General features: G+C 29.2%; 8 protein-coding genes. 3 read left to right on the top strand and 5 right to left on the bottom strand.

Annotation, left to right across the window (positions count from 1 at the left end; all coding sequences use genetic code 4):
- Positions 1–243: 243 nt before the first annotated feature.
- From R7X45_RS00995 to R7X45_RS00980, 4 genes are all read right to left on the bottom strand, one after another.
- Positions 244–795 carry a restriction endonuclease subunit S gene (locus R7X45_RS00995; protein ID WP_318055261.1) on the bottom strand — a complete coding sequence of 184 codons (552 nt, stop codon included), beginning with the start codon at positions 793–795 and terminating at the stop codon, positions 244–246.
- A 5-nt stretch (positions 796–800) separates the two neighbouring features.
- Positions 801–1403, bottom strand: coding sequence for a restriction endonuclease subunit S (locus R7X45_RS00990; protein WP_318055623.1), 603 nt, complete (start codon positions 1401–1403; stop codon positions 801–803).
- A gap of 20 nt (positions 1404–1423) precedes the next feature.
- Entirely contained in the window at positions 1424–3436 is a 2013-nt protein-coding gene (locus tag R7X45_RS00985) for an HsdM family class I SAM-dependent methyltransferase (RefSeq protein ID WP_318055582.1), read from the bottom strand.
- Between the two features lie 495 nt (positions 3437–3931).
- Positions 3932–9898, bottom strand: coding sequence for an SGNH/GDSL hydrolase family protein (locus R7X45_RS00980; protein WP_318055581.1), 5967 nt, complete (start codon positions 9896–9898; stop codon positions 3932–3934).
- Positions 9899–10242: 344 nt separating this feature from the next.
- On the opposite strand from R7X45_RS00980, the gene R7X45_RS00975 reads away from it, so the two are divergent.
- Positions 10243–18168, top strand: coding sequence for an ABC transporter permease (locus tag R7X45_RS00975; RefSeq protein ID WP_318055580.1), 7926 nt, complete (start codon positions 10243–10245; stop codon positions 18166–18168).
- Positions 18169–18879: 711 nt separating this feature from the next.
- On the opposite strand, the gene R7X45_RS00970 is transcribed toward R7X45_RS00975, so the two are convergent.
- Positions 18880–24417: a P97 family adhesin gene (locus R7X45_RS00970; RefSeq protein WP_318055579.1), complete on the bottom strand. Its 5538-nt coding sequence runs from the start codon at positions 24415–24417 to the stop codon at positions 18880–18882.
- Positions 24418–24551: 134 nt separating this feature from the next.
- On the opposite strand from R7X45_RS00970, the gene R7X45_RS00965 reads away from it, so the two are divergent.
- Together R7X45_RS00965 and R7X45_RS00960 are read left to right on the top strand one after the other, a co-directional pair.
- Complete coding sequence (locus R7X45_RS00965; RefSeq protein WP_303438330.1) at positions 24552–24713, top strand: hypothetical protein; 162 nt, start codon at positions 24552–24554, stop codon at positions 24711–24713.
- A gap of 677 nt (positions 24714–25390) precedes the next feature.
- Positions 25391–25646: hypothetical protein (locus tag R7X45_RS00960; RefSeq protein ID WP_318055578.1), on the top strand; the 256-nt coding region annotated here is incomplete at its 3' end.

The following is a 25646-nucleotide window of genomic DNA, read 5'->3' as shown; positions in this document are numbered from 1 at the left end:
TTTTTAAAATAAAAAAGAAAAAAGCTCCAAATTGGACTAAATAAGTAGAAAAAGTTCAGACAATTAGTTTTTTTCCTATGATTTTGATTGAACCAATTTTGTTAATTTTTTTAACCAGACTTTCAAGTAAAATGATTTTTCATATTGGGTGTAAATCATTATTTGCTCTTTTAGCAAAAATAAAAATACTAGGATATTATTACCCTAGTATTTTAAATTTCTATTAATATTATTAGAAATTTATTAAAAACCATTAACAATTTCTTGATAAACCCCTAGTTTTTTAGTATGCAACCACAGTTCCTTGACAATTATTTTCTCAATTAGAATAACAAACTTTTCAATAAAATTAAAGTCAATTTGCTTTTGCGAATTTATTGGTAAATAAAAAGAAATATTACCAATTTTGCTATTAGAAAAACTTTGATAACTAAAACCACTAACTACTTTTTGAATTATTGCTACAAAAAACAAAAATACTTTTGCTGAAAAATTTTCATAATATTTTGGTTCGAGTAACTTAATATTTTGACTACTAAAAAATTTTTCTTTTTGATAGAAACAGGCAAAATTCACTTGGGAAAAAGTTATTCTATTGCCTAAATTTAAATATTTCTCATTCTCAATTATATACCCCCGCACACCATTATTTGTTGTTTGCCTACCAATATAAGGGGAAGTTCCTTTAATTTGTTCGTCATAAATTTTAACTTTATTTGCGTCCAAACCATAAGCATTTTTAATTTCAAAAATGTCTTTAATTCTAAATTCTTTCCAAACTGTATTGAGGTATAAATTCTCTATTTCCGCTTGAGAAGCGGCTCTCTCTCTCTCTCTCTCTCTCTCGTATCTGTGTAATCAAAATCATTCTGAGCAAATCCCGATGAGATTAAATAGTCTTCAAGTCCTGCTAAGTGAGCGGATTCAAGTTCTTTGATAAATTTTTCTATAAAATCAAAATTAATTTGGTTTTGATGATCAATTGGCAGAAGGAATTTAGTTTCTAAAATACTTTCTTTTGAGGAATTTATTCCCCAACTTAATTTTGCAATGGCTTTTTGAATCGCAATTGCGATAAACATTAATGATTTTTCTTTAATTGTATTTTTTCCTTTGTATTTTAAAACTTTAACATTATTGCCGGTGAAATATTTTTGTTTTTGAAAAAAACTAAAAAAAGTATCTTGAGCAAAACTAATCGTGTTTGCAGGATTTAAGAATTTTAAATTTTCGTGAATATACCCTTTAATTCCATTATTTTTACTTTGTCTTACAACATAAGGATAAGTGTTTGGAATCTGTGTATCATAGATTTTAACCTTATTAGCATGAATGACTTTATTTGAGCTTGAAACTTCAAAAATATCTTTAATTCTAAATTCTCCCCACTGAACTGCTTGTAATTTTTCAATTAGTGGGGAATCTACTTTTTTATTTGGTCTTGTTTTTTAGCTCCAATTTCGGTACCTTTTATAATTTCACTAACTTCTCAAGCTAGAAAATCAGCAATTGAATTTTTAAAATCACTGATTTCTGGTTTTAAATCGGCTTGTCTTGTCTTATTCCAGTCACCACCGTTTAAAGGGTCAATTACATCGGAAAAATAACATTTTTTATCAATTAAATTCAATTTATGATTCCCAAGATGAACTAAATCAACGACTTCTTGATAACGTGCAGCGGCATTATCGCTATCGACTAAATTAACACTCGCTTTCTTTCGATTAGTTCTTTTATAACCATCTTGGCTAAAGTCAATAAATTTAACTAAATGATCTTTATTATGAGTTTTTCCAACTTCAAATACATAAATGTGTGTCTGCACACTTGATTTACCTAAAAATAAATCGATTGGCATTTTAATACTTGCCAGTAGCGTATGGTTTTTTAGAATTTTTTTATTAAAATCTTTTGCTTTACCAGAACCTGCCGAAGATTGAATAATGATAGCAGCATAACCATTTGTCATCATTGAAAGGGCTTTTTCAACAAAATTCATCCCATTTCCAGGTGCAGAATAAGGGGGATTTAAAACAAAAGCATTTGCTGGAAATGCGCCACCGTCATTGTTAAAGTCTTTTAATGAATCTTTATTTAGCAAATTAGAAGAGCCATCGCCCATAATAATCATATTTAATATTGCGAGCATATGAATTTTAGGTAAAATTTCTATTCCTAATAGTTGTTGTGTTTTGATTTGTGCAATTTTTCTTTCTAATTCAGAAGGTGATTTTGCTTTTTTAGTTGCATCAGCTATCATTTCATTCATGGCCGCAACTAAAAGTCCTCCTGATCCGGTAGCAAAATCTCAAACATAAGAGTTTTGGTCAACCCGAGCAAGTTTTGCAAGCAATTTTGCGACATATGGTGGTGTTAAAACAACATCATTATTTGCATCCTCGCTATAACCAAGTCAAGAATACATTTCGTTAAAAAGTTTTCCGGCAAAGTCGATTTCTAAACCGTTTTTGAAAAAATATCCAATATCATCAACAACTTTTCCAAAAATTCTTTTGATTCTTGACTCGCCGTTTTCTGGAGCATTTAGCCTTTCATCTTTCAGGCTCGGTGATAAAATATTAATTAAAGTTTTCTGTTTTTCGGTTGGTATCTGTTTATGTCTTAGGAAATTAATAATTTTATACAGTATTTTGTCCCCATCTTGACTGTTTTCTTCTTTGGATGATTTAAGTTCGGATTTATTAAGTGGGGCAACTTTATAAGGAATTCCTAAACTTGCAATTATACTAGCTACAATTAAATATAGTTTTGTATCAGGTTCGATATTATTTTCATTTTTGTAAATATCATTATTAAGTTTTTTAAGCGCAGCTATCATTTCGGCCTCTGATCTTTGCCTTAATTTATCTCTTTCCTCCTCGCTTAAAAATGATTTTTTTGCTTCTTTAATAAATTCATTAAAGTGTTTTTTGTCTAAAAAACTAAAATCGCTATATTCGCCTATTAATTGACCTTTACCATAATTATCATTTGAGACTCACCAAACCTGAACTTCGCGTTCAAGTTTGCCATTTGTATTTTTCTCGCCAACAGCACCAATTACAATAATATCGGTATAATAAGTTGCTTGCTTTATTCCTGTAGAATAATGAATAGCTCCATTTACTGCATAATTTTTAATGTTATTTCATTGCGTAAGGTCAGGATATCCATTTGAATCTAGTTTTACCATTTTGTTAAGACCAACTTTATATTCGATCAAAATAGGATAACTATTACCTAGTTCATCCTCTAAAAGCATTTTGCAATCAGGGCGATTTCCGCCATTTTTTCCATTTTTGGATAAATATTCCTCAAGTGCAGAATTAATATCTTCATTTAACCATTCATTTTCTAGTCTAAAATCAAGACCCATATTATTAAGTTCAGAATTGAAGCTTCCTGCAATTGTGACTTCTGAAATATTAGATTTCATTATTTGTTCTCCTTTTTTGAAGTTTTTTTAAATTAGAAAAATAAAATTAGTTTTGACACTGAGGTTCGCTTTGAGGCTAAGTTAGTACACTAATTTAGACTTTTAAATGCGCTATTTTTTAGTTTTAATCAATCTTTAAATCTGATGATTCATTCCTTTGATTTAAATTTATTTTTATTAAAGATAAATTATAGTGGAAAAATGGCTAAATTTTCCTAAAATTTTTCCTTTTTTAAAAAAATTTTTAACATGAAATAAAAATTTTTGCCATCTAAGGAAAAAAAACTTTAGTTAATAATTTAAATTTGTACGGTCAAAAACTAGTGAAATTTGTACTTATTTTCTAATATTTATTATTAGAAAATGAAAAAACTTCTAAACACCTCTAGAAGATTTCTATGATTAAATATACAAGCAAAACTCTATTATAAAAAGAGTATAAAATTAATTAGCGCTAAAAAATATTAATATTGATTCAAATTTTATATTTATTTACTATCTTTTAATTGGATTATCAAATTTATCAGGATAAGTTCCATCGTGGATTTGCTGTAAAATTTGGTCTTTTAGTTTAGGTTGACCAGTATCATTATGAAAACGATTTTCTTCTTTATTGTAATAAATCATTGTTAACATATCGTTTAATTTGACATCTCAAGATTTGTAATAAGTATTTGAAAACCAACCTTTACTTTTTACAGGATCGCCAATTACACTATCAATAAAGGTTTTATAATTGTTATTATTAGTTTTATTTTTATTTGATTGCTCACCACTTTGCAATGAAGCACGGATTATTTCAGATGCAGTATAAGAAGACAAAGCACCACCGTAAAACCCTCAAGTTCGAACTAAATAGGTGGCTTCAGAAATTCTTGATTCATATGTATAAAAAAGAAGAATTAACACCAATCTATAAAGCAGTCTTCCTTTTGATGAGTTTTTAAAATTTTGTATGGAAATTTGATTAGATCCATTGTTCTCAGAGTGCCAAATTCTATGAAATAATTTAGAGATTGCCTCAAGTTGAGGGTCTTTTTGACCTGATTTAAAAATTGATTCAAATTGAATTCCGGTGTATTTTATATGATTTAATTCTTTTAAAATTGGCGAAGCATCATTTTGCTTTGTATTATCTCAATCTGGTGAGGCTAAAAATATTAAATCAAAAAAATCAGCAATTGATTTAGTTGAAATTTTTTGATTAGTTGGGGTTTTTATTGTTAATTTTGTTTCATCAATTAAATCTTTTCGATCGGTTCGGGTTTGGTCTGTTGAATCATTTTCACTAATTTTTGGCTCAATTTTAACAACTAAATCAAGATTAATTAATTTTGCTAAATCTAATTTGCTAAAAATAGCACTAAAAAAGCTTGAGCTTTTTTCATCAGGATTTAAGGTTTTGATGGATTGTACAATTTGATCTAAAATTCCTGAAAGTAACGGATTTTCTAACCCTAAATTTATAAAGTCATCGAGAAATTTAGTTATTATGTTTCTCGGGTTTTCTATTTTAAACTTGGTAAGATTTTGATTATTATCTAATTTTAATTTTAAATATACACCAATTATGTCGGCTGCTAAATCTGCAAATTCATTATCTTTTATCAAAAAATCAACCACAGATCATAAATATGATTTTAAAAATGCTGAATTTGATTCATTTTGGGAATTTGTCTGAGTATTATTGGCATTTTTATTGGGTTGATCACTTAAAAATTTAACTAAAAGCCCAGAAAATGTTTTTACTTCTTTGAATAAAGCAGAATTTTTGTTCATATAATCTAAAAGGCGAAAAATTAAAACTTTATTCATTGGTTTAGGTAAAAATTTTACAAGCAATTCTTTAAGTAATGGTTCAATTTTTGCCTTTTTGTCCGCTGATAAACCACTAAAGAGTGAAAAGCTAGACACATCACCAATACTTAACAGATTAATTTTGTCTTTGAAAAATGTTGAATTAAAAATTTTAACGATGATATTTCAGAGATTGTCTCTTTCAGTTGGAGAAATTTGACCATAAACTGACGCAATTTGTTTTATAAGGTCAATAATAAATTCTTCTTTTCCAATTTCGGTCTCTAAAAGTGTTTTAAGATTTGAAAAAGCAACCTTACCGCTTGTTAATTCACTCAAAATTGATATAAATTTTGTTAATAAGGCATTTTCTTTAGAATAATTTGCCGGAATTTGAGATGATTTTGTTTCTTGCGATGAAGAGTTTTGGGTTTGAGGTTGGGTTTGGTCAGTTTCACTAAAAGGTTGAGTACTGACTAATACTTGGGAAAAATCCTCACTTACATTAACAGTGAAAGATTCGTCTGGAATAAGTCCTTTTGGATCAGCTTCTTCTTTGTAAAAATTGTCAAGATTATTTTTTATTATTTCTTTTATTAGTTTGAAAAATGGCTGAAATTCAGTTTTGTCAAATTGAGTATTAAGCATTTTTCCAACTAGTGTTGAAAAATTATCGGTTAACTTGTTGTCTTTTTCATCTAATTCAACAATAAATTCGCCAATAATTTTGTTAAAATATTGCTTTTCAAAAAGTGTCTTAATCAATGAAAGGTTGTTCAGTGGTTGTTTAATGTTGGTTTTTGCAACTATTTTAAAATATGATTTAAACATATCTTTTAGTGCCGGTGATTCTAAAAACCAATTAAAAATTGGCATAACACTGTCAAGATATTCTTTTGGAATATTAGCTAAACCTGCGCGAATCTGTTCAGAAATAGGTTTACTTCTAACAACTTCGGAAATTAAGGTCGCAATATTATCTTGGGAAAGTTTGTTTGAGGCATCGACAGTTGTTTCCTCTGAAGAAGAATAATAAAAATTAGCAATATCAACGCTAAAACTGTCAAATAAAGTCTCAAGAACCGGTTTTTTAGGGGTAGAATTACCTGAAATTGCATCAAGTATAATTGAAATCAGTGCTTTTATTGTCAGTGGTGAATAAGTTTTTGGGTCAGTATCAAAATCTAAAGTTGAGTCTTTTAGTTTTGAAAAAATATCACGAACTAATTGCAAAATTGTATTAACTGAAGTTTCAGACAAATCTAATTTATATTCAGCCAAAATTATTCTTAAAAATTCAGAAATTGAATCTCAAGTTGAAGAATCTCCTAAAAAAAGAGTAAAAACTTCTTCAATTAGTTTAGTGTTTTGTTTGAGAAAATTTTCAACTAGTGAATTAAAGTTTGGGTGTAATTCGAATTGTTTTTTGTCAAAAAAGTACTTAATTAGTTCTGAAAGTAATTGTTCAACTTGCTTTGATTCAAAAAAGTTTGTTAAAATGTTTAAAAGTGATTTTTGGATTTTAGGGTTGCTAAAAAAACTATTTTGATTTAATTTACCAAGAAGTTGGTTCTGTAAAAAAGACTGTCCAAAAAGGTTTTTGAAAAATAAAACCAGGTCGCCATTTGAGATTTTACTTTTAAAATTAAGACTTGCAAGATTTTTTAAGAGACTATAAATTGTATCTTGAGTGAAAAAATTATTTAAAAAGTATGATGAAAAATTTTGAAAGGATAGTTTTTGATCAGTTAAAGAAACTTCGTGAGAATATTTTTCAATTTCTAGCTGATTTTGTTGTTTCTTAGCTTCTTCTAAAAGTAGTTTTGCTGAATTGTGTTCTTCAGAATTTTCTTTATAAAAAGCTTCAAAGTTTTGTAAGGCGGCTTTTACAAATCCAAAAATTAAATTATCAGTTGGAGCATCTTTGTCTTCTTTTCAAGCTTGATATTTAACGCGAAAATCTTGAAAAATTAGCTCAATTATTGATGTAAAAGTCTTAATTGATTTTTCAGTTAAGCCCGATGAGCTTAATGAACTTGAAATTAAACTAGTAAGATTAGTTAAAAATTCCTCTTTTTCAACATTTCTGGCGATAAATTCATAAACATTTTCCTCAAGTTTTGGTAAATTATTAGCTAAAAACTGAAAGCCAAAACGATTTAAGTTGTCAATTTGTTGGTATTTGTTTTTATTTACTAAAAAATCATCGATGGCTTGATTTACAATGTCAGCCAGTGGTTTAAATGAATTTGAAGCTAAAAAATCTTTAGCTGAATCAAAAAAGAATGAAAAACTAGCAAAATTAGGGGTTGACTCATCAATAAAATTAGTTAGGTCAAATTTTGTTAAAATTGGGTAGAATTTATTAAGTAATTTTTTTAGTGAGTCAATTTGGTTTTGGCTCAAATCAAAACTTAAAAGTTCGTGAAATAAATCAAGTAAATTTTTGGAATCTTTAAAAAAAGATGAGTAATTTGTATAAATTTGCTCTGAAAAAATTGAAGCAATATTTTCAGAGATATCAGTAGTATTGATTTTTTTGATAACATCTAGGAAATTTTTGGCTGCTTGATCATTTAGTTTAGCCCAAACATTAGTGCGAACAACAACATCGGCAATTGAAACTAAAAGATTAACAAGCGCATTTTGATCTTCCTCGTTCAAATTGAACTCAAAATTGTCGTTAATAATTGATACTAATAATTTAACAGACTCATGATGTTTTAGAGTTTCTGAGATAAAATTGCGAATGAAAACAACATTATCGCTGTCATTTTCAGGATTTTCTAAATAAGTACGAATTATTTCGTGAAAATTCTGTGAATTTTTATATTCGCTTGAACGAAGATGGTAGTCAGTAATTATTTTAGAAAATAATTTTCTTATTGAGTCAAAGGTAAAGACAACTTTTAAGTCTTCCTTATTTTTAAGGTCAATTTTGATAATGTTATTTATTAGCAAATCTTGGATTATTGTTTGGCCAAAAATGGATGAAAAAATTAATTCTTTAATTTTTTCAGGATTTTTATCTGCAAATTCAGAAGTTACAACCGTATTTAAAACATCAATTATTTGTTTTTCGTCAAAATCAGCAAAAATATAATTAACAAGGCCAGAAATTGTTGCTTTTTCTCAAGTTTTATTATTAGTTACATCTTCAACATAATCCTGGAAACGGTTGATAATTTTGCTAAAAAAGCCACTTGAGTAAATTTTTTGCAAAATTTCGGAAAAAGAAGCGCCTAAATTTTGGTTTTCCTGTCAAAAATCAGTCAAAATTTTTTGCACACTTGAATTATTTTGAACAGCTAACTGGACAAAACGGTTTAAAAACGCGCCAAAATTATTGTTTAGTATTACGTTTAGAAAATTTTCTATCGGTGATTGAGTTGCTTTTTTAACATTTTGAGTGGTTAGCTCTTCAATTTCAGAATTTTCTGAAATAAATTTTTCAGGTGAATTGTCAACGGTTAAAGCCTTCAAAATTTCTGAATTTTCACCTAAATTTAGAATTCGACGGTAAGAATTAGCGTCTTTTTGAACATAATTTTCGTCTCAGTTTAATTTAGTATTTGCATCTTTTTTGAACTCTAAGTCTTGTTCAAAAGCTAATTTGAACAGCAAATCTTGAGCCATTTTTTTATAGCCCTTAGTTGAGGGGTGAATGTCTATGTCATTTGTGCTAAATTCAGAACTTTTTTCTTGTCAAATTGATTCGTTGTATAAATCAACATAGTTTACTTTTTGGCTTTTTGCGGCTTTTTTAATTGTTGAATTCAAACGTTGTATTACTAAATCAGCATAATTTTCTGAAACGCCAATTTCGTTTGTGAGCATTTTTTCAAAGAATTTAATGATTTTTGAAGACAAAGAATTATAGCCAACTAAAACTATTTGTAAATTAGGGTTGATTCTTCGCAAAGTTTGAATTAGTAATTGTAAGTTTCTGTAAATTCTTTGATTTGCAATTTCAATATTTTGGGCAAATTCAAAATTTGCCTCAGCTTTTGAAGCAAGTTTTTGCATCGGTTTAGCGATTGTGCGAAAATCAATAGCTTCCATTAAATCATTTGCACCTAATGAAAGAGTTAGCAAATTAGAATTTTGAATTTTTTGACGTAGTTTTGGGTAGTTATTTGAATTAAAATCACCAAAAATGTCACGAATTTGCTGTCCATATGGTGAGTCTAATTTTTGGTCTAAATGATAATTGAAATTAAAATGGGTCTTATCAGAATGTTTATAGACTGGATTTTCGGGATTAAGTAAATAAAGTCAATCGCTAATTGTTGTTCAAGAAAGGGCTAAATTATCAAAGGATTTAAGTGCATTTGGTTTTATTTTTTGAATAAAACTAGCAAAAAATGCTGGATATGATAGTCCGTTAATTTTGTTATTTGCATCAATTTTTCCGCGGAGATCAATAGAATAATCTCAATTAAAACCAGCAGAAATTGAATCACCAATTGATAAATAGTTAATTTGGTCTAAAAGTTTTTCGGTTTCCTGGGCTGAATGGGTTATTGGTATGTTAAAATGCTCGGTTTTATCGCGATTTTTTATACCAATCAAAGTAATTCCAGAGACGGCCAGAGATAAAGTACCAAAACTTAAAAATATTTTGAATGCTTTAGAAAAATCAGGTTTGGAGATATTTTTTTTCATTATTTTACCCCGCTTCTTTTTGTTATTCCAGATTTTTTTAATACAAATGGATTAGATTGGTCCAATTAGATAAGGAGCAAACTAGAAAAATAAAATAAAAATTAAATTATACTACATTTTTAAATAAAAAAATCTTTTTTAAAAATTTACTAATTTAAAAAAGTTTTTTTAGGGCTAATTCCAGCATGAGTCTTAAAAATTTAGGCGAGATTTTAACTATATATATAATTTAATATTTATATATATGGTCAATTTGTCGAGTTAATTTTTTAATTTTAATTTATTTTTTTGTTTGCTATTTTTATTTTTTAAACTATAATTTTAAGTTTTAAGGTAGGTAGCCTATGAAAAAGATTTTTAAACACATATTTGCAATGTTTTTAAAAACTAAAGTTATTTTTGTTGGGCTAATAACTTTAGTTTTCTTTACCGCCGTAATTTTTACAACTTTATTCACGACAAATCGTGCCTATGAAGACCGATTAGATGAGTATAAAAATTTTTCTGGTCTTCATGATGCAACGATTAATACTGAATTTAATTATTTTGGAAACGCCCAAAACGAAGGATATGATGAACTCAAACCAGATGTTTATCAACCACTCAAGTCCGAAAAAAGTAAAAAACAACTAATAATAAAAGATAATTTTATTAGTTTAGGTTCAATTTCACCTAATTTAAGCAAGGATGAATATGTTCTCTCAAGCGAATTTAGTCGCGAATTTTACTTTAATGCAAAATTAAATGATGACAACACATTTTCATTGTCAAAACAAGCATTTTTGCCAGTTTATACAACAAGTGATGGTAAAAATTTTCAAAAAAAAGTAAAATCATATTCTCTGAGTACAAGTGATCAAATAACCTTAGACAAAACAACTTACAAAGCTAGTGACATTCTTGTTTATTTCAAACAAGGGGATAAAATTATTATCAATTTTGCTAACTCACTTGTCATTAATGGTGTTACAAAACAAGCTACTTTTGATCCAATTTTAGGCTCAAGTTGACAAAGACAAGGAATTGGCTTTGAATTAAAAGGGCAAGATTTGCATGCACTTTTAAATATTAGACAAAAAGTTGATGGTGATTTTGAGATTCAAAATAACAGTGGATCGTTTGTTAGTTTTACTGAAAATTCTAATTCAATTACTGCACGAATTAATTCTAAAACTTTTAAATTAACAAAGGCTATAAACTGAAGCTCTAATGAGTTTAAAATTTTAGATCCAGGTCAAAACTACCAATTATTGCCAAACTGAGTTCGTGATCTAAGATCTAAAGTTGAATATATCAATCACAAATATAAACTTAAAGAAATTGATGCAAATAGTCAAAATTTCACTGGTTTTATTAAAGAATATTTGCTTTATTTAAAAAATAATAACCCTAAACAATTTGAAGAATTACAAAATATTAACTACTGGGAAAAACGGATAATAACTACTGATGGCGATCATGAAACTGTTGTCTCTGCAGATCTTTCAATCGCAGATTTAACCGTTAATTTCCAAAAAAAGGGTGATCCTTCTTTTGTAAGTACAATTGCCCAAATTGAACAATTAAATAGTAATAATTTAGCACTTGTTACAAATGAAGAATTAAATAACTTATCAAATTCTAATATTAAAAATGCAACCTTTTTAAAACTTTCACAAAATGTTCAAGAATATGCAAATGTTTATTTTTATAATTATTTGCAAGACTACACACAAAAAGTTAATGGAAGAGATGTAAAAGTAGTTGACTCAATTGGAACAAGACAAACTTTTACAATTGACGTTCAACAAAAAGGCAAAGATTCAACAACAAACCAAGTAATTCATTTTATTAATTCCGGAATTAGTCCTGAAGTTTTTAATAAAATTAGTTTTGATAATCAAAACTTAGAACAACAGCAACAACTTGGAAGGCTATTTAACGAAATTCAAGACTATAAATCAAAAAGAGAAACTAAACTATTTCCACAAGTAGGAAAAATTTTAGATGATTCAAATACAAAAATTCCGCCAATTTTCCAGGCTAAAATAATTGCTGCTGCTCATGAGAGTTACGGAATTGATCCAAATTTGATTGATTTAAAAGTAACATTTGGTAATGTTGAATTTCAAGATGATCAAAAATTGCTTTACCAAAACATTTTAAATACAAAAATTGTCTTACTTAAAAAAGTTCAGGACGAAAATCCAATTCCGACTACAAACAATTTTGGCAACCTCGATTTCCACGGAATAATTTTGCTGCCAAATTACCAATTTGGTTATGTTTTTAAAAACCTTGGTGAGACTAAATGAACTCTGCTTCCTGAAAATATTATAAAAACTGACTCTTCAGCTCCTGGAAGTCGCGAGCAGAGAACGCAAGCTTTACTTGCAAATTTCTTGGCAAATAAAAACTTTGAAATTGATGCAAAAATTTCGCAAAATGGTTGATTTAGACGGGTAGATAATTTTTCAAATACAGCAACAATTCCGCTGATTTACTATTACTTTTCAACTAATGTTCAAAATGAAATTGACACACAAAAATCAGCCCGTTCATTATTTTTACAAGCTGCTGATGCACTAAATAATTCTGCTTTAGTCGATAATGGCTTTTTCTTAAAACCGGATGTAGATGCAATTTTTGCCGCTCTTGCTAATGCTGCTGATGAAATTAAATTAGTTGATATTCTTTCTTTTCGAACTAAAAATTATAATTTGCTTTCTGAATTACTCGTAAAGGCCGGTCATAATTTAATTAAAAATAACCGCCCAACAATTATTAATGATGTTCTTGCTAATTTTGTTGACCAAATAATTCATAAAACTGAAGAATCTGCCGTTTCTAATTCAGATCGAAGTCTTTATCTTCTTAGACAAATTTTTTCATTAAACTCAGTTTTATCTACTTTTGGCGTTGACATTTTTGATCAAATTCAACGTCTTGGTGGTGTTGAGGCACTCGCTAAGGCAATTAAAAATCCAATTAATTTGTTAAATGGATTTAAAAAAGTCATTTATTCAATTGACTTTGAAAAAATGCTTACTAATTTAAACAATTGATTCGAAGAAGCTAACAAAAACAAAACAAATTTAATTAGTCTTTTTTCAACTTCCGATTTTGTCAAAGAATTTTTAAAGTCAATTGACCAACAAAGGATAAAATCAGGACTAATTGATATTGTTAATGAAATTGATTTTAATGCAATGTTTTCAACTGTTGTTGACCAAAAAACCAAAGGCTTTTTTGGATTTTTAACAAAACCAATTGTTGAAAAATTTGCAAAAGACAAACAAGCTCAGATTATCAAAATTCTTGGAAAATTAAACGGAAAAGGTAGTGACAATCCTTATTCAAACATTAACGAAGGTCTAATTGAATTAATTACTAATTTTGACATTGCAACTTTTGCAAAAAATCTTGATTATCTAACCAAAACTTCTTTTTCAGATGGTTATGATAAATATGTAAATCTGCCAGAAAATTTGAAAAAAGCACAAGAAAACCAAGAGTTTTTCAAGCGAAATCAACTACAAGCTAATGATTATTTAATTTCCCTTGTTGGAACTTTTCTTAAAGATGAAAAAACAAGACAAAATACAATAAATTCATTAATTAAAATAATTAATGCCTCATCAAAAGGACAAGATTCAGGAAGTGGAGAAGTTGGTCTTCGTTATTTCCTTCCTGGAGTTGATGAAGACAAAATTGACATTTATGATTTACAATTTATTAGCGCTAACTGAAATTCAGCTGTAAATACAGATAATTTGCAAAAAAGTAAGCAAATTGATGTTCTTGCAAGTTCTATTCTGACAAAACTTAGCGAAAATCCTGAAATAAAAATTACAAATTTAACACTAAATGAGCGAATTTTCCTAAATAGATATTTAAGAATTGCAAATCTTGATAATATTGAAGATATTAAAAATAGACTCCAAGAAATCAAAGACATTTTTGAAATCTTTAATTTTAAAAATTTTACAAAAACCGGTAATATTATCACAAATATTAAACCGCCAAGTCTTGATGATACAAATATTTTTGCAAGTTCTGAATCTATTGGTGATATTCTTTACTTTTTAACAAATTCAATCAAAATTCCTGCTCCAGTTGAAGATGGCAATTCTGGTGGAAATCCACTAAAACTAAAGCCAATTTATATTTCAGCCTCAGCCGATCAAATTGATAAATTACAAAGCTCAATTATTAGTAATCCGAGTTCAATTATTCCACTTGCAATTCGTAATTATCGTTTTTGAATTCGTTTTGTTGCTGAAAACAACCTTCCAAACTTAGAACTCCAGCAAGCATTTAATAAATTATATTCTTTTGCTAGTTCTTCTTCAACAAATGGAATTTTAAATGATACACAACTTTTTGGTGGAATTAAAAATCTCCAAAACCAAGAAGGACTTTTTGCCGGACTTCCTGCTGCTTCAAGGTCAATTTTGCAACCTTATCTTACAAGTTTGCATTTAAAAAACGATAATACCTTTAGAAATCTTTTAAATGATGCAGTTTTTGACAAACAATATACTGACCAACATGGTAATAAAAAAACTATTAAAAACTGGCTAATTGAAAATCAAACTGAATTGGTTGAAAATTTAGGATATTTGGCTTATTATTCACAAAATTATCCTTTTGATGCTAACTTTAATAAATCTGTTAAATATATAATGGATAATTATTTGCTACAAAATAAATTTTCCGACTCACCTTTTAAAAAACGCTTTTTATCAACACTTGTTGCTCAATATGCGACTTTAAATCCTCTACTTGTTGGGCTAAATTTAGACTCTCTTGGGCTTGGACAATTTTTCTCAGCTCAACTGCCACAAATTCCTTTATGATTTTCAACAAATCCTGATGCCCTAACCGAAACTGAATCAAACAATTTTAATCTTGCCTTTATTTTACAGTCACGAATTCCATCTGTAAGACAAATTCAAGCTGATCCTTCAGCGCAGCAATCACAACTAATTGAGCTCTTATCATCACAAATAAAAAATAGTAGTGAAGAACTTCCGCCATTTATTTATAGCAATTTGGCAAGCAGTGTTTCGCTTGATTATTACAAATTAAAAGATATTTCTACTTCAATTCTGGAAAAATCAAAAGATAATCCTGAATTTTTCGGTGTTAATATTTACAAATTTTACGAGAAATTCTTCGAAAAAATTATTGTTACCCGTCTTGCAAGCAACTCAATTAATATTGATGATAATCGCGCATATGTAATTAAAGTCAATAATACCTATTTAGAACAAAATCAAAAAGAAATCTACCAAGGACAAATTCCTGACAATGCCAGTGATATTGAAAAATTAATTGATCAATTAGATGATAAATACATTTTAAATGCTGGTGGTCTTAAATATATAATTGTTGGTTCTGATTTTAGTGTTGATTATTTATATCCAGTTATTGACGAAAAAAATATTAAACTTGACCCGACAAATCAAGCCTTGGCGTATGTAAATAAATTCGGTTTTGATAAGGCTCGCTTTTCATTCCGTTCAAATCCAGTAAAAAATTACTTACTAATCAAATTAAAACCAGAAGGCGATCTGGAAAAATTCAAGCAAGATACTGATGATTTAATTGCCAAAAATTTTGCCCTAAATCGCCTCCAGCGAACATTTAGTGCTAATGAAATTGACTTTTTAAATCCCGAAAGATCACTGCGGATTTCAGTTGGAACAAATATAATTTCTACTTTCTCATCAATTAATATTTATATAACCTTATTTTTATCAATTCTAGTACTTTTTGCTGTTGCCTTTATTATCAAACGTTATATTTCAACAAACAATAAAGTTCTTGGAATTCTTCGGGCTCAAGGATATACACTCTTTGAAATTGCTTCTTCATTCCTTTCAATTGGCTTACTGATTTCATTTATTGGTGGATTTCTTGGCTATTTAGTTGGATTTTTTGTCAAAATTCCGCTTGTTGGCTTGATTTCACAGTTTTGAGAATTTGATGTAAATCTTTATAGTTTTGAGCCAATTTCATTTGTATTTTCCTTTATAGTTCCATTTTTAGCAATTAGTGGGCTAATTTATTTAGTAATTCTTTGAAACTTAAAACAAAAACCTAACCAATTATTATCAGGAATTAGTGAAATTAACACTTCAAAATTCGCCCAAGGAGTGGCAAAACTATTTCGAAAAACCAAAATTGTCAACAAATTTTCAATTTCTCTTGTTATTAATTCAACTTGAAAAATTATCTCACTAGTAATTGCAATTATTATTGTCCAATTTGCCCTAATTTTTTCACTCTCATCCCATAATATTTTCCAAAACACAATTACAAAAACTTACTCAAATCGTCATTATACATACAAATTAAATCTCTTTAGTCCAACGCGTGAAGGTGGGCCGTTAGTTGTTTATAATCCAAAAAATCTTGAGAAAAACTTATATGTTCCAATTGGATCAGGTTCAGAGATTAACACTAATTCGCCAAATTACTTCCGCCCAGGAAATCCTTCCGTGTTTGGTGATACTAACCAAAATGGTGAGATAAATATTAACTCCAAAAATCCGGTTGTTCTTTCTCGATCAGGACTAAATATTAAAATTAGTGAAACAAATAACCTTTCAATTTTTGATATTGTTCTTTCAAATCTTCCTGAATCATTAAGAAATAATATTTTTTCAATTTCTAACAAAGTTGTCCACCAAATGGAACAATCACAAAATATTGAAGAAAAAATCGCTAACAAACAACCATATTTTAAATATTTAGCCGATCCGGGGAATGTTAATTTAGGTAGATTTTGGTACTTTAAATTCGATCCTGTAAAGAACGACTACCTGGCTCACGAAGTATCAATTTTTGGTCAAGTACAAAATCGTGATGAATACCGGAAATTTTTAGTCGAGTCATATTTGAACCCAAATGTTGAAAAAGACTTTACCGTTTCCTTTGGTGGAATTTCTCTAAGCCCTAATGCTGAAAACACACCGCAAAATCAAGTCTATACTTACATTGACACTTCCTATAATGACGGATCTTCAGTTGAAAATGGTCTTAAAATTTATGGTTATAATACTCAAAGCCAAAATAACCCAATAATTGAAATCAAAGATGAATCAAACCAAGATTTACTCAAAGCCATTAATGATTTCAAAATTGAAAATGATATTTATCCTTTAGTTGTCAACCACGTTTTTGGCAAAAAACACAATTTAGGGATAGATTCAATAATTGAAATGCCAATTATTAACACTGTTGACCGTTATTTAGCAAAAATTCGTGATATTCCACAAAAAACAGCTAAATTTAAAATAATTGGTATTTCTGATACTTATATAAATTCAGAATTAATTACCTCACAGGACGTTGCAAATAAACTTCTTGGTCTTGATATTTTTGATTCAGCCTTAGAATTTTATAATTTAAAACCATTTAACGGATTAATTCTCGCTTCGCCTGATATTGAGCAAATTACTAATTCCTTTACTTTATACTCACCTTCTGGATACTGAGCAGGTAGTTCAGAGATTAAAGTTGATTCACTAAATCAAGATGATACAATTGGTTTTTTTGCTAACATTTTTGGTTTTAGTGAAAACGAACAAGACCAAAACAAAGGTGCCTTACAACTTGCTGGTTACTCAAAAGAAGAAATTTTAAAAATTATTAACCTCAAAAACCAGCAACAAAATGCAACCTGAATTAACCAAAATTCAAACTTAGATTTTGCATCGCTCTCTAACCAAACCTTTGTCAACCAAAACCTTTCTTCAATTAAACAGGCACTCAAAAATTTCAACGAAATTTATGGTAATACAATTTATCAAATCGCCCCCCAAGGTGTTGAGGCTAAAAATATTGAAACAAACTTTATTTCTAACTTTGCTAATCTTTTTGGAGCCGGAATTAATATTGTTGTCATTATTTTCCTAGCGGTTTCCTTAATTATTTTAATAATTATCGCTTCTTCAATCATTAATGAAAATCAAGAAAACATTGCAATTCTAGACGTTCTTGGCTATTCAAATCGAACAAAATTAAGACTTTTCTATAGCATTTATCTCCCAATTTTAATTATAGCAACTCTAATAAGCGTTCCTTTTGCAATGCTCGGAATGGGAATATTTAGCTCATACATTCTTGCTTCAAATTCAATTTTCCTTGCTTTGGCAATATCAGTTCCTGTCTTCTTTATCGCGCTATTAATAATTAGTGTAATTTTCTTTGGTGTGCTTGGAATTCTCTGACGTTTCTTAACAAACCGTAAATCTGTTTATGTAATTAAAGAACAAAATTAATTTTCATTTGTTTACTGATTTGTTTTAATTAAGACATAAGTCAAAGAAATAATCTAAAAACTTGGGGCCTACCCAAGTTTTTTATTTACTCTTTTTTGATAGTTAATTGGAAATTTTCCGTTAAAAATAACTATCAAGGCAAAAACACTGAATTTTAAATCTAAGACTCATAAAAGAAAATCTACTCATTAATCAAATAAAGCAAACTAAAAAAGCTAAAATTTTACCTTAAAAAGCAAAATTATGAAATTTTTAAACTACTTTTTTAGTTCAAAACACTGTCAAAAATCATAAAAAAATACAACTACTATTTAAACTCAATGCAAATAGAAAACTCGTTTTTGTTTGCAGCGAGCCTAAAAAAACATATGAAGTTTTGAAAGAACCATAAATAAAAGCCATAAATTTGAAGATTTCTAAACGGTCAAATTTAAGGCATTCCATCATATTTAAAAATATAATGGATAATTCGCATTTTCTGATTTTTTTATGACAAAAACATCCTTGATTCCACCTCAATCCAATATCAAAATTTATTAATTATTCTTAGTGAGAGTAATTATAACATAATTTTATTTTTGACCAAACTTTTTTTTTTTTTTTTCAGAAGGTTAAATTTAAAATAATAAAAAGCCCCTTCGGTTAAAACTCAAAGGGGTAATTAATTTGTGTTTAAATTGTGCTTAATTTATTTGTTTAATTAAAGTTTATTTAAGATTGTTTTTTTCTGTGAATGTTAAATTCTTTGAAGACATCACCAAAGGCATTATTAGTAAATCCACGGCCACGGGCTTTTTTAAGATCTAAAGGATCAGAGATAATATTACCAAAATAACGGTCATCAACAACATATTCAGTGTCAATAATTGGTAGTCATTTTAGTTTTTTATCTTCTTGTTTAAATATTCCAGCAAATCTAACATTTGTTGAGAAAAAATGTTCAGGTATTACAGTTTCAAATTGAATCCAACCCTTGTCCTTATAGTGAGGATTTTTTGAGCCAGCTTTTAGCATATTAGCTTTGAGCATTGCAATTTGATTATTATCGTTTTGGAAAACAAAACGTCAGTCATCAGTGGGCTTAACATCTTGATAGTAGTCTTGGGTTGGAATTGGTAGATTTGTTGTAAGTGTAAAAGTGCGAGTGTCGCGATTAAATGCAGTTTTTTGAACTTTGAGTGGATAGCCCCCATCATGAATTTGGGTTCAACCTTGCGGTAAAAGGTTGACTTTTTTGTAGGCTTCTTCGTTATGTTTTGTGCGAATTTCGGCAACTTCTGAATTTTGAAAGTTAGGCCATCAGTTAGTAAAATTCGGGGCAATCATTTTGATATTTTTTTCCAGTTCATCTGGATCAACAAACAGTAAGTCATTTAAATTAGCACTTATTATATTTGATTGTTCTTGAATTAGTTTTCTTGGATACCAAAGGTTAAAATAAGCACTTCCTCAGTCAGCAGCATTAGCTCCTACTTTTTCTTTAACATTATCAGTGTATTTGTCATTAATATCTTCTTGTTTTTGATCAGGATCATTAAATAAATCAGTAATAAAATCACTTGCATTATAAAAAGTAACTTTTGTTGGCTGATTTGTAATAATATTTAAATAGTTACTTGGCAAACTAAAATTATTATTAGTAAAACCTAACTGACTTGGGTGTTGGTTAGTTCAACCTTTACGGGTTGATTGTTCTTTTGTTTGATTAAGCCGATAAGAATAAAGATCAACATTTGTTGCTGATTTAGAATATAATTTTTGGTATAAATAACCATCAGGATCAAAAACTTTAAATGACAGACTAGTTAGACTTTGAACCTGAGGTACAGGAAACATATCAACAAGTGGATCAAAAAGAGGTTGGACTTGTAAAGCGGGGATTTCATGATTTTGGCCACTAAATGGAATAGTGAATAATCTCCATCCATAGACAAAAAAGCTAGAGTCTTTAACTTTAGACAGATCTCGTTTTGTTGGATCATTTAAATTTTTCTTAGCAGCAAAAGTTACTTGTGATGTACTTCATGGCACCCCGACAGTCCGCTCAACAATAAATTTTGGTTTAATAAACGTAATTGTTGAAATTTGCTGGTGTGTCTGTGTGTCGGAATCTGAATTATCCTGACTCAAAATATTATGAACTCTCATTGATTCAAGATCAAATTTTTTGTCAGTTAACTCAGAAGCTATTTCAATTGGGGCATTAATTAGCCTTTTAATATTTGAACTTTCTAAGTCAAAGCTAATAGTTTTTTCGTTAATAAGTTTAAGATTTGCAACTTTAACTTCAGAGTTAGTGTTTGTTAAAGCATTTAGCGATAATTTAATTGGTGAATGGTTTGAATTTTGAATATGAGCTAAAGATAAAATATGTGATTTAGTTGTTTGATGACGAACAAACGCATTTTGAATAGGACGTATAAGCTTAGATGTAATATCAGAAACTTTATCTCTGAGACCGTTGATGACTTCAGTTGATTGTTTCTTTTCTTGGATTATTTTTTTAAAAGTTTCTTCAGTAGGAGGGTCAATTAAACTATCGGTGTCTAAACGCGAGAGAATCTCATTTGCTACTGCTTCGTCAAGAACATCGGCCTGAGGAGAAATGTTTATTAAAGCCGGATGAATTGTCAAAGGTACAGAAGATAGTCACTGACTTGTTGGCTGACCATTAGAATCTTTTGGTATTGGGTTTTTAAATTCAAGAGTTATTGTTGTTGAATTTGCCAATGGCTCATCAGGATTATATTGTTTTGCTCAAGAAGTATTTGAAATTTGCGGAGATTTTGTTAGTTCAGGAATGTTAGTTTGTTGCTTTTGTACTACTAGTGTTAGACTTTTATCTGATTTAACTTTGGTTGAGCTCTGACCATTTTGGATTACTTTTGATAAAGCTAAACTTACACTGTAGACATGAGGTGAGACTTCTTTAACTGAATAGATTTCAAAAGTAAGATTTGGATCAAGATTATTAAAATAAGAACTAAAATTTTGACCTAAAAGAATTTCAAGTTTTTGTTTTAAAGTTTGTAAATCTTCGTTTTGGGTTTGAGTTGATGAGTCTGTAGTTTGACTAGTCTGCGAGTCATCCTGGAAAGGGCTAGCAAAATAAGGACTCTCATCGAGACTAGTGAAAGTTGATACTGGAACCGAAACTGGTTTTAGTTTGTCTTTAAAAAATTCATCTTGATTGATCTCAGGTCTTTTTACTTCAGGACGAGGCTGGCCAGGAACTTTGTCATCGATTCAGCGGAATTCTGATTTTTTTTGAGGAACTTCTTCTGGTTTTGGTTTTTTCTTGTCATAAATTGAATTAGCAAGAATTTGTAAATGACCAAATTTTTCAGCATCAAGAATTAAGGACTGACTTGAAAGGGGAGCATCTTCGACCATTTGGTCTAAATTATTTTTTTGTTTTACCTCTGCTTCTGACTGCCCAGAAGTGCGAACAAAAATTGTCTGAGGAGTTGATTGAATTACATCATCAACAAATTTGCCAGCATTATCATCAAAGCCAACAACATATTTAATTTTTAGACCAATTATATTACCTTCTTTAGCGGTTTCAGATGCATCTTCTTCAATTTCAAATTTAATTGAAGGACGTGCTCCTGAGTCTTGATATTCATTTCAATTATTAGCTAAGGCTGCCTGAGTATAAAAGGCAAAAACTAAATCACTAAGACTTGAGATTTTACTAAAATTCTGATTTTTAAAAGGAACTTGAGGATTATTATCAATATCTACAGTATTTCAAAAAGCTGGCTGTTTAGCAATTTTAATTGCCTCTTGGTAATTTTTAAGAATTTTAAATGTTAGTTTTTTATCTTTTTCTTGTTGTTTTTCTTGGCCAATAATTCTGTCTCAAATTGCAAAAGGTAACTGAGCTAACTGGTTTTTATCACTAGCAAGATTTTTAGTAATTTCAGTTTTTCAGTCTATAGTTTGGGTTGAAGTACCTGGGGTTGACTGAGTTGAAGTTGACTGAGTTTGATTAAAATCTAGACTTGCTGGTAAAAATAAAGCCATTCCTTGATTTGGACTTGTAATGTCATTAGCAAAATAACCATTAAAATCAAGAAGTTTAAGACCAAATTTTGTTCCCACGGATTGATCTTGATTTTCTTCAGCATCTTGCTGACTTAGAAAATCTTGGGAGTGCTCGTAGTTATCAAATTTGGTTTTAATTTTTACTTTTGTTAAATCTTCTAAAGTTGGATTTAGTGGTAAGTCGTTATAACCTTCAAATTCAAGACCCATTTGGGTTCCAATATTAACAAGTTTTTTGATCGCCTCTTTAGGATCTAATGATAAAAGATAACGGAAATAAGCAAATAAAGAAGCACGATTTTTAAATGCAGAAGTCGAAACTGAATAAATATCAGCATTTTTTAATGACTGAGCTGAGTCAATTGTTGCATTTAAATTGGTTATTTCCTTGTCGCTAGGGACTTGTATGTTTTGGCTTTGCAGAGTTGAACCTAATTTAAAGTCAATATTATAGCTATTTTGATCGGCTAAAAGACTAATTAATTTTTTATGGTCTCCTTGGTCAATTAATTGTTTAATTTCGTATTTTGAAAGTAAATAAGACTTTGGAACACCTTGGACAAGTTCATAAGGCTTTTCTTTGGTTGCACCAACGGTTAGATTAGCTGTCTGAGACGGAAATGGAGAAATAGCAGCTAATTGTTGGGCAGCATCTTGGGTGGTTTGGGCATCTTTTAATTGTTTTAGCTGCTGGTTAAGTTCAGGATAAAGGCTGGCGAGGGCATCTTCGATACTTTGATCGCGGAAATTATCAAGTTTAAAACTTACAGTTTTTTCCAAAATAGTTTTAATATTTTGGCCGCTGTCGCCAAAAATTGAAGATTTAAGCTTAATTTTGATTGGCAGTTCAATAAATAATTTTCCTGAAACGGAATTTTGACGAATTTTAGCATTTGAAACTAAAAAGTCATAATCAAGATGCTCGCGTAAATTATCAAAAAGTAAATCATATTTACCAAAAGAAAAAGTCAGACCACGTGTTAGGCTGGCATCAATTATATCTTTAATTGCACTAGGTTTACTTACAAGTTCTTGAAGTTGTTTATAAAAATTAATTGCATCATAACGAAACAAAGAAAATTTATCAACTGACCTATCAGAAGATTTTCTTAATACATCACGCTGGAACAAACTAAGTGAAGAAGGGACTAAAACTCCAGTTGTTGAATCAACCTGAGGCTTATCTGGATCAATATAATAATCAGAAGCATCAAGCAAATTAACATCAAGTTGAGCGGCTAGATCTTTGGTGTTAGCAAATAAAGTAGACTTATCACTAGCGACTAAATCAATTGAAGTTAAAAATGACTCATCTTTATTTTTATAATTAGCCAGTGTTGCCTTTGCCTGAGGCCCAAATTCAGTTTTTAAATATAAACGAACTGAGGGAACTTGTTGATTTAGAGTTGTAGCTCACTCACTGGCGTTTTGTGGATTTTTAACAAAACTAAATACAAAAGGTTCTTCTAAGTCACCTTTGGCAAAGCCAAAGCCTTGGGCTTCAAGACGAATTTTTGCCTTAATTGCCTGAATGTCAAAAAATTTGCTTAAATGAGATTCAAATTCCTCTAATGTTTCAAATTGATTCAATGTTTTTGCAAAATCATCAGCGCGAGTTAGGGCTAAAGGCTTAACAGATGTTGATGAAAAATGAGAAAGTGGACTAGGAGTCAAATTAGCAAAATTTGAATCAACAATATCACTAAATTGAGCCAAAGCTGCTTTTGGGGCATCAACTACCGAAAGGTAAATTGATTTTGTTGCAGAGCGAGCAACATTTTTGTCTTCAAGAGTTTCTTCTAAATGAAAGGAAAGGAAAAAACGTTGTTGTTCATCTTGGGCTTCAAATTTTTCAATAACAACTTTGTATTTGTTGGGAATTGCTAAAACACTACGGCCATTATTAGTTAAAAAATTGAATTTTGATGCAAAATCGCTAAATTCAGTGCTGTTGGCATTAAAAGTTTTGTCCCCTAAAACTACTTGTTTAACAGTTTTATAATCACTTGTAAAGTGAGCAACGCTTGGTTTAAAGCTTACTGAATCAATTAGGCCGAGCTGACTAACAACACCTTGGGTAGGATTAACTCCGCGATATTTAGTTTTAGCAGCAAGCCCAGCGACAGTTCCAAAGACCGTCGACATTAGTAAAATTGCAGCGGCACTACCAATTAATATTTTTGTCTTTTTATTTTGCATAAAATCCTCCTGGTTTTTTCCCTTTTTATCATTTTTGCTATTTTCAATAAACAGAATTATACTAAATTTAAAATTTATTTTTACTTAATTTTAAAATTTTTTTTAATTTATTAAAATACAATCAATAAAAGTTTATGACAGTTTTCCCTAATTTCCCAGTTTGATGAGATAATTCTAAAAAAGTGTACGGTTTTGGGACTTCTTTGACTTTTTTGGCAAACTCAGGAAAAATAACTATCAAAACAAAAACACTGAATTTTAAATCTGACACTCACGCACAAAAATCTGCTTATTAATCAAACTAAAAAAGCTAAAATTTTAACTTAAAAAGCAAAATTACAAAATATCTAAACAACCTTTTTTAGCTTAAAAATCTGTCAAAAATCAATTTATAGATAAAACAATAAAAATCATAAAAAATACAACTACTATTTAAGCTCAATGCAAATAGAAAACTCGTTTTTACTTACATTGAGCCTAAAAAAATATATGAAGTTTTGAAAGAACAATAACTAAAAGCCATAAATTTAAAGATTTCTAAACAGGTAAATTTAAGGCATTCCATTATATTTAAAAATATAATGGATAATTCGCACTGTCTGATTTTTTTATGACAAAAAAATAACTAATTCCCCACTTAATTCTAATCTCAAAATTTATTAATTATTCTTAGTGACTCATATTATAACAGAAATTTTTTTTAGACCAAGCATTTTTTTTTTTTTTTTGCAAAGGTTAATTTTAATGCATTCTAATATATTTAAAAACATAATGGAAAAATCGCACTAACTGATTTTTTAGGCAAAAAACATAATAAGTCTCCCTTAATTCAATATCAAATTTATTAATTCATTCTTAGTTACTCTATTATAACATAATTTTTTCTACTAATTTACCTTATTTTGCCACTCCTTTCCAAGACAGCCCTCAGACTAGTCAAGGCTCAGACTCAAGCCAGACTTCAAATCAAGACTTGCAAAGTCTAAAACAAAAACTCGAAATTCTTTTAGGTCAGCAATTTAGTAATTATTTTAATAATCTTGATCCAAATATCACTTTTGAAATTGAATCAGTTAAAGAAATCTCACCGGAGGTCTACAGCGTTAGTCTTTCTTTAGTAAAAAATGTTGTTGACGGAAATACAACTACACGGGTAAAATCAGATAAAAGCTTGAGTCTAATAGTCCACAAACAACAAGACAACATTCCTGAACTAGCAAAGACTCCGG

The organism is Mesomycoplasma ovipneumoniae (assembly GCF_033343935.1).
Taxonomy (GTDB): domain Bacteria; phylum Bacillota_I; class Bacilli_A; order Mycoplasmatales; family Metamycoplasmataceae; genus Mesomycoplasma; species Mesomycoplasma ovipneumoniae_G.
The sequence above is the reverse complement of the archived record's forward strand: the minus strand, read 5'-3'. Positions and strand labels throughout refer to the sequence as shown.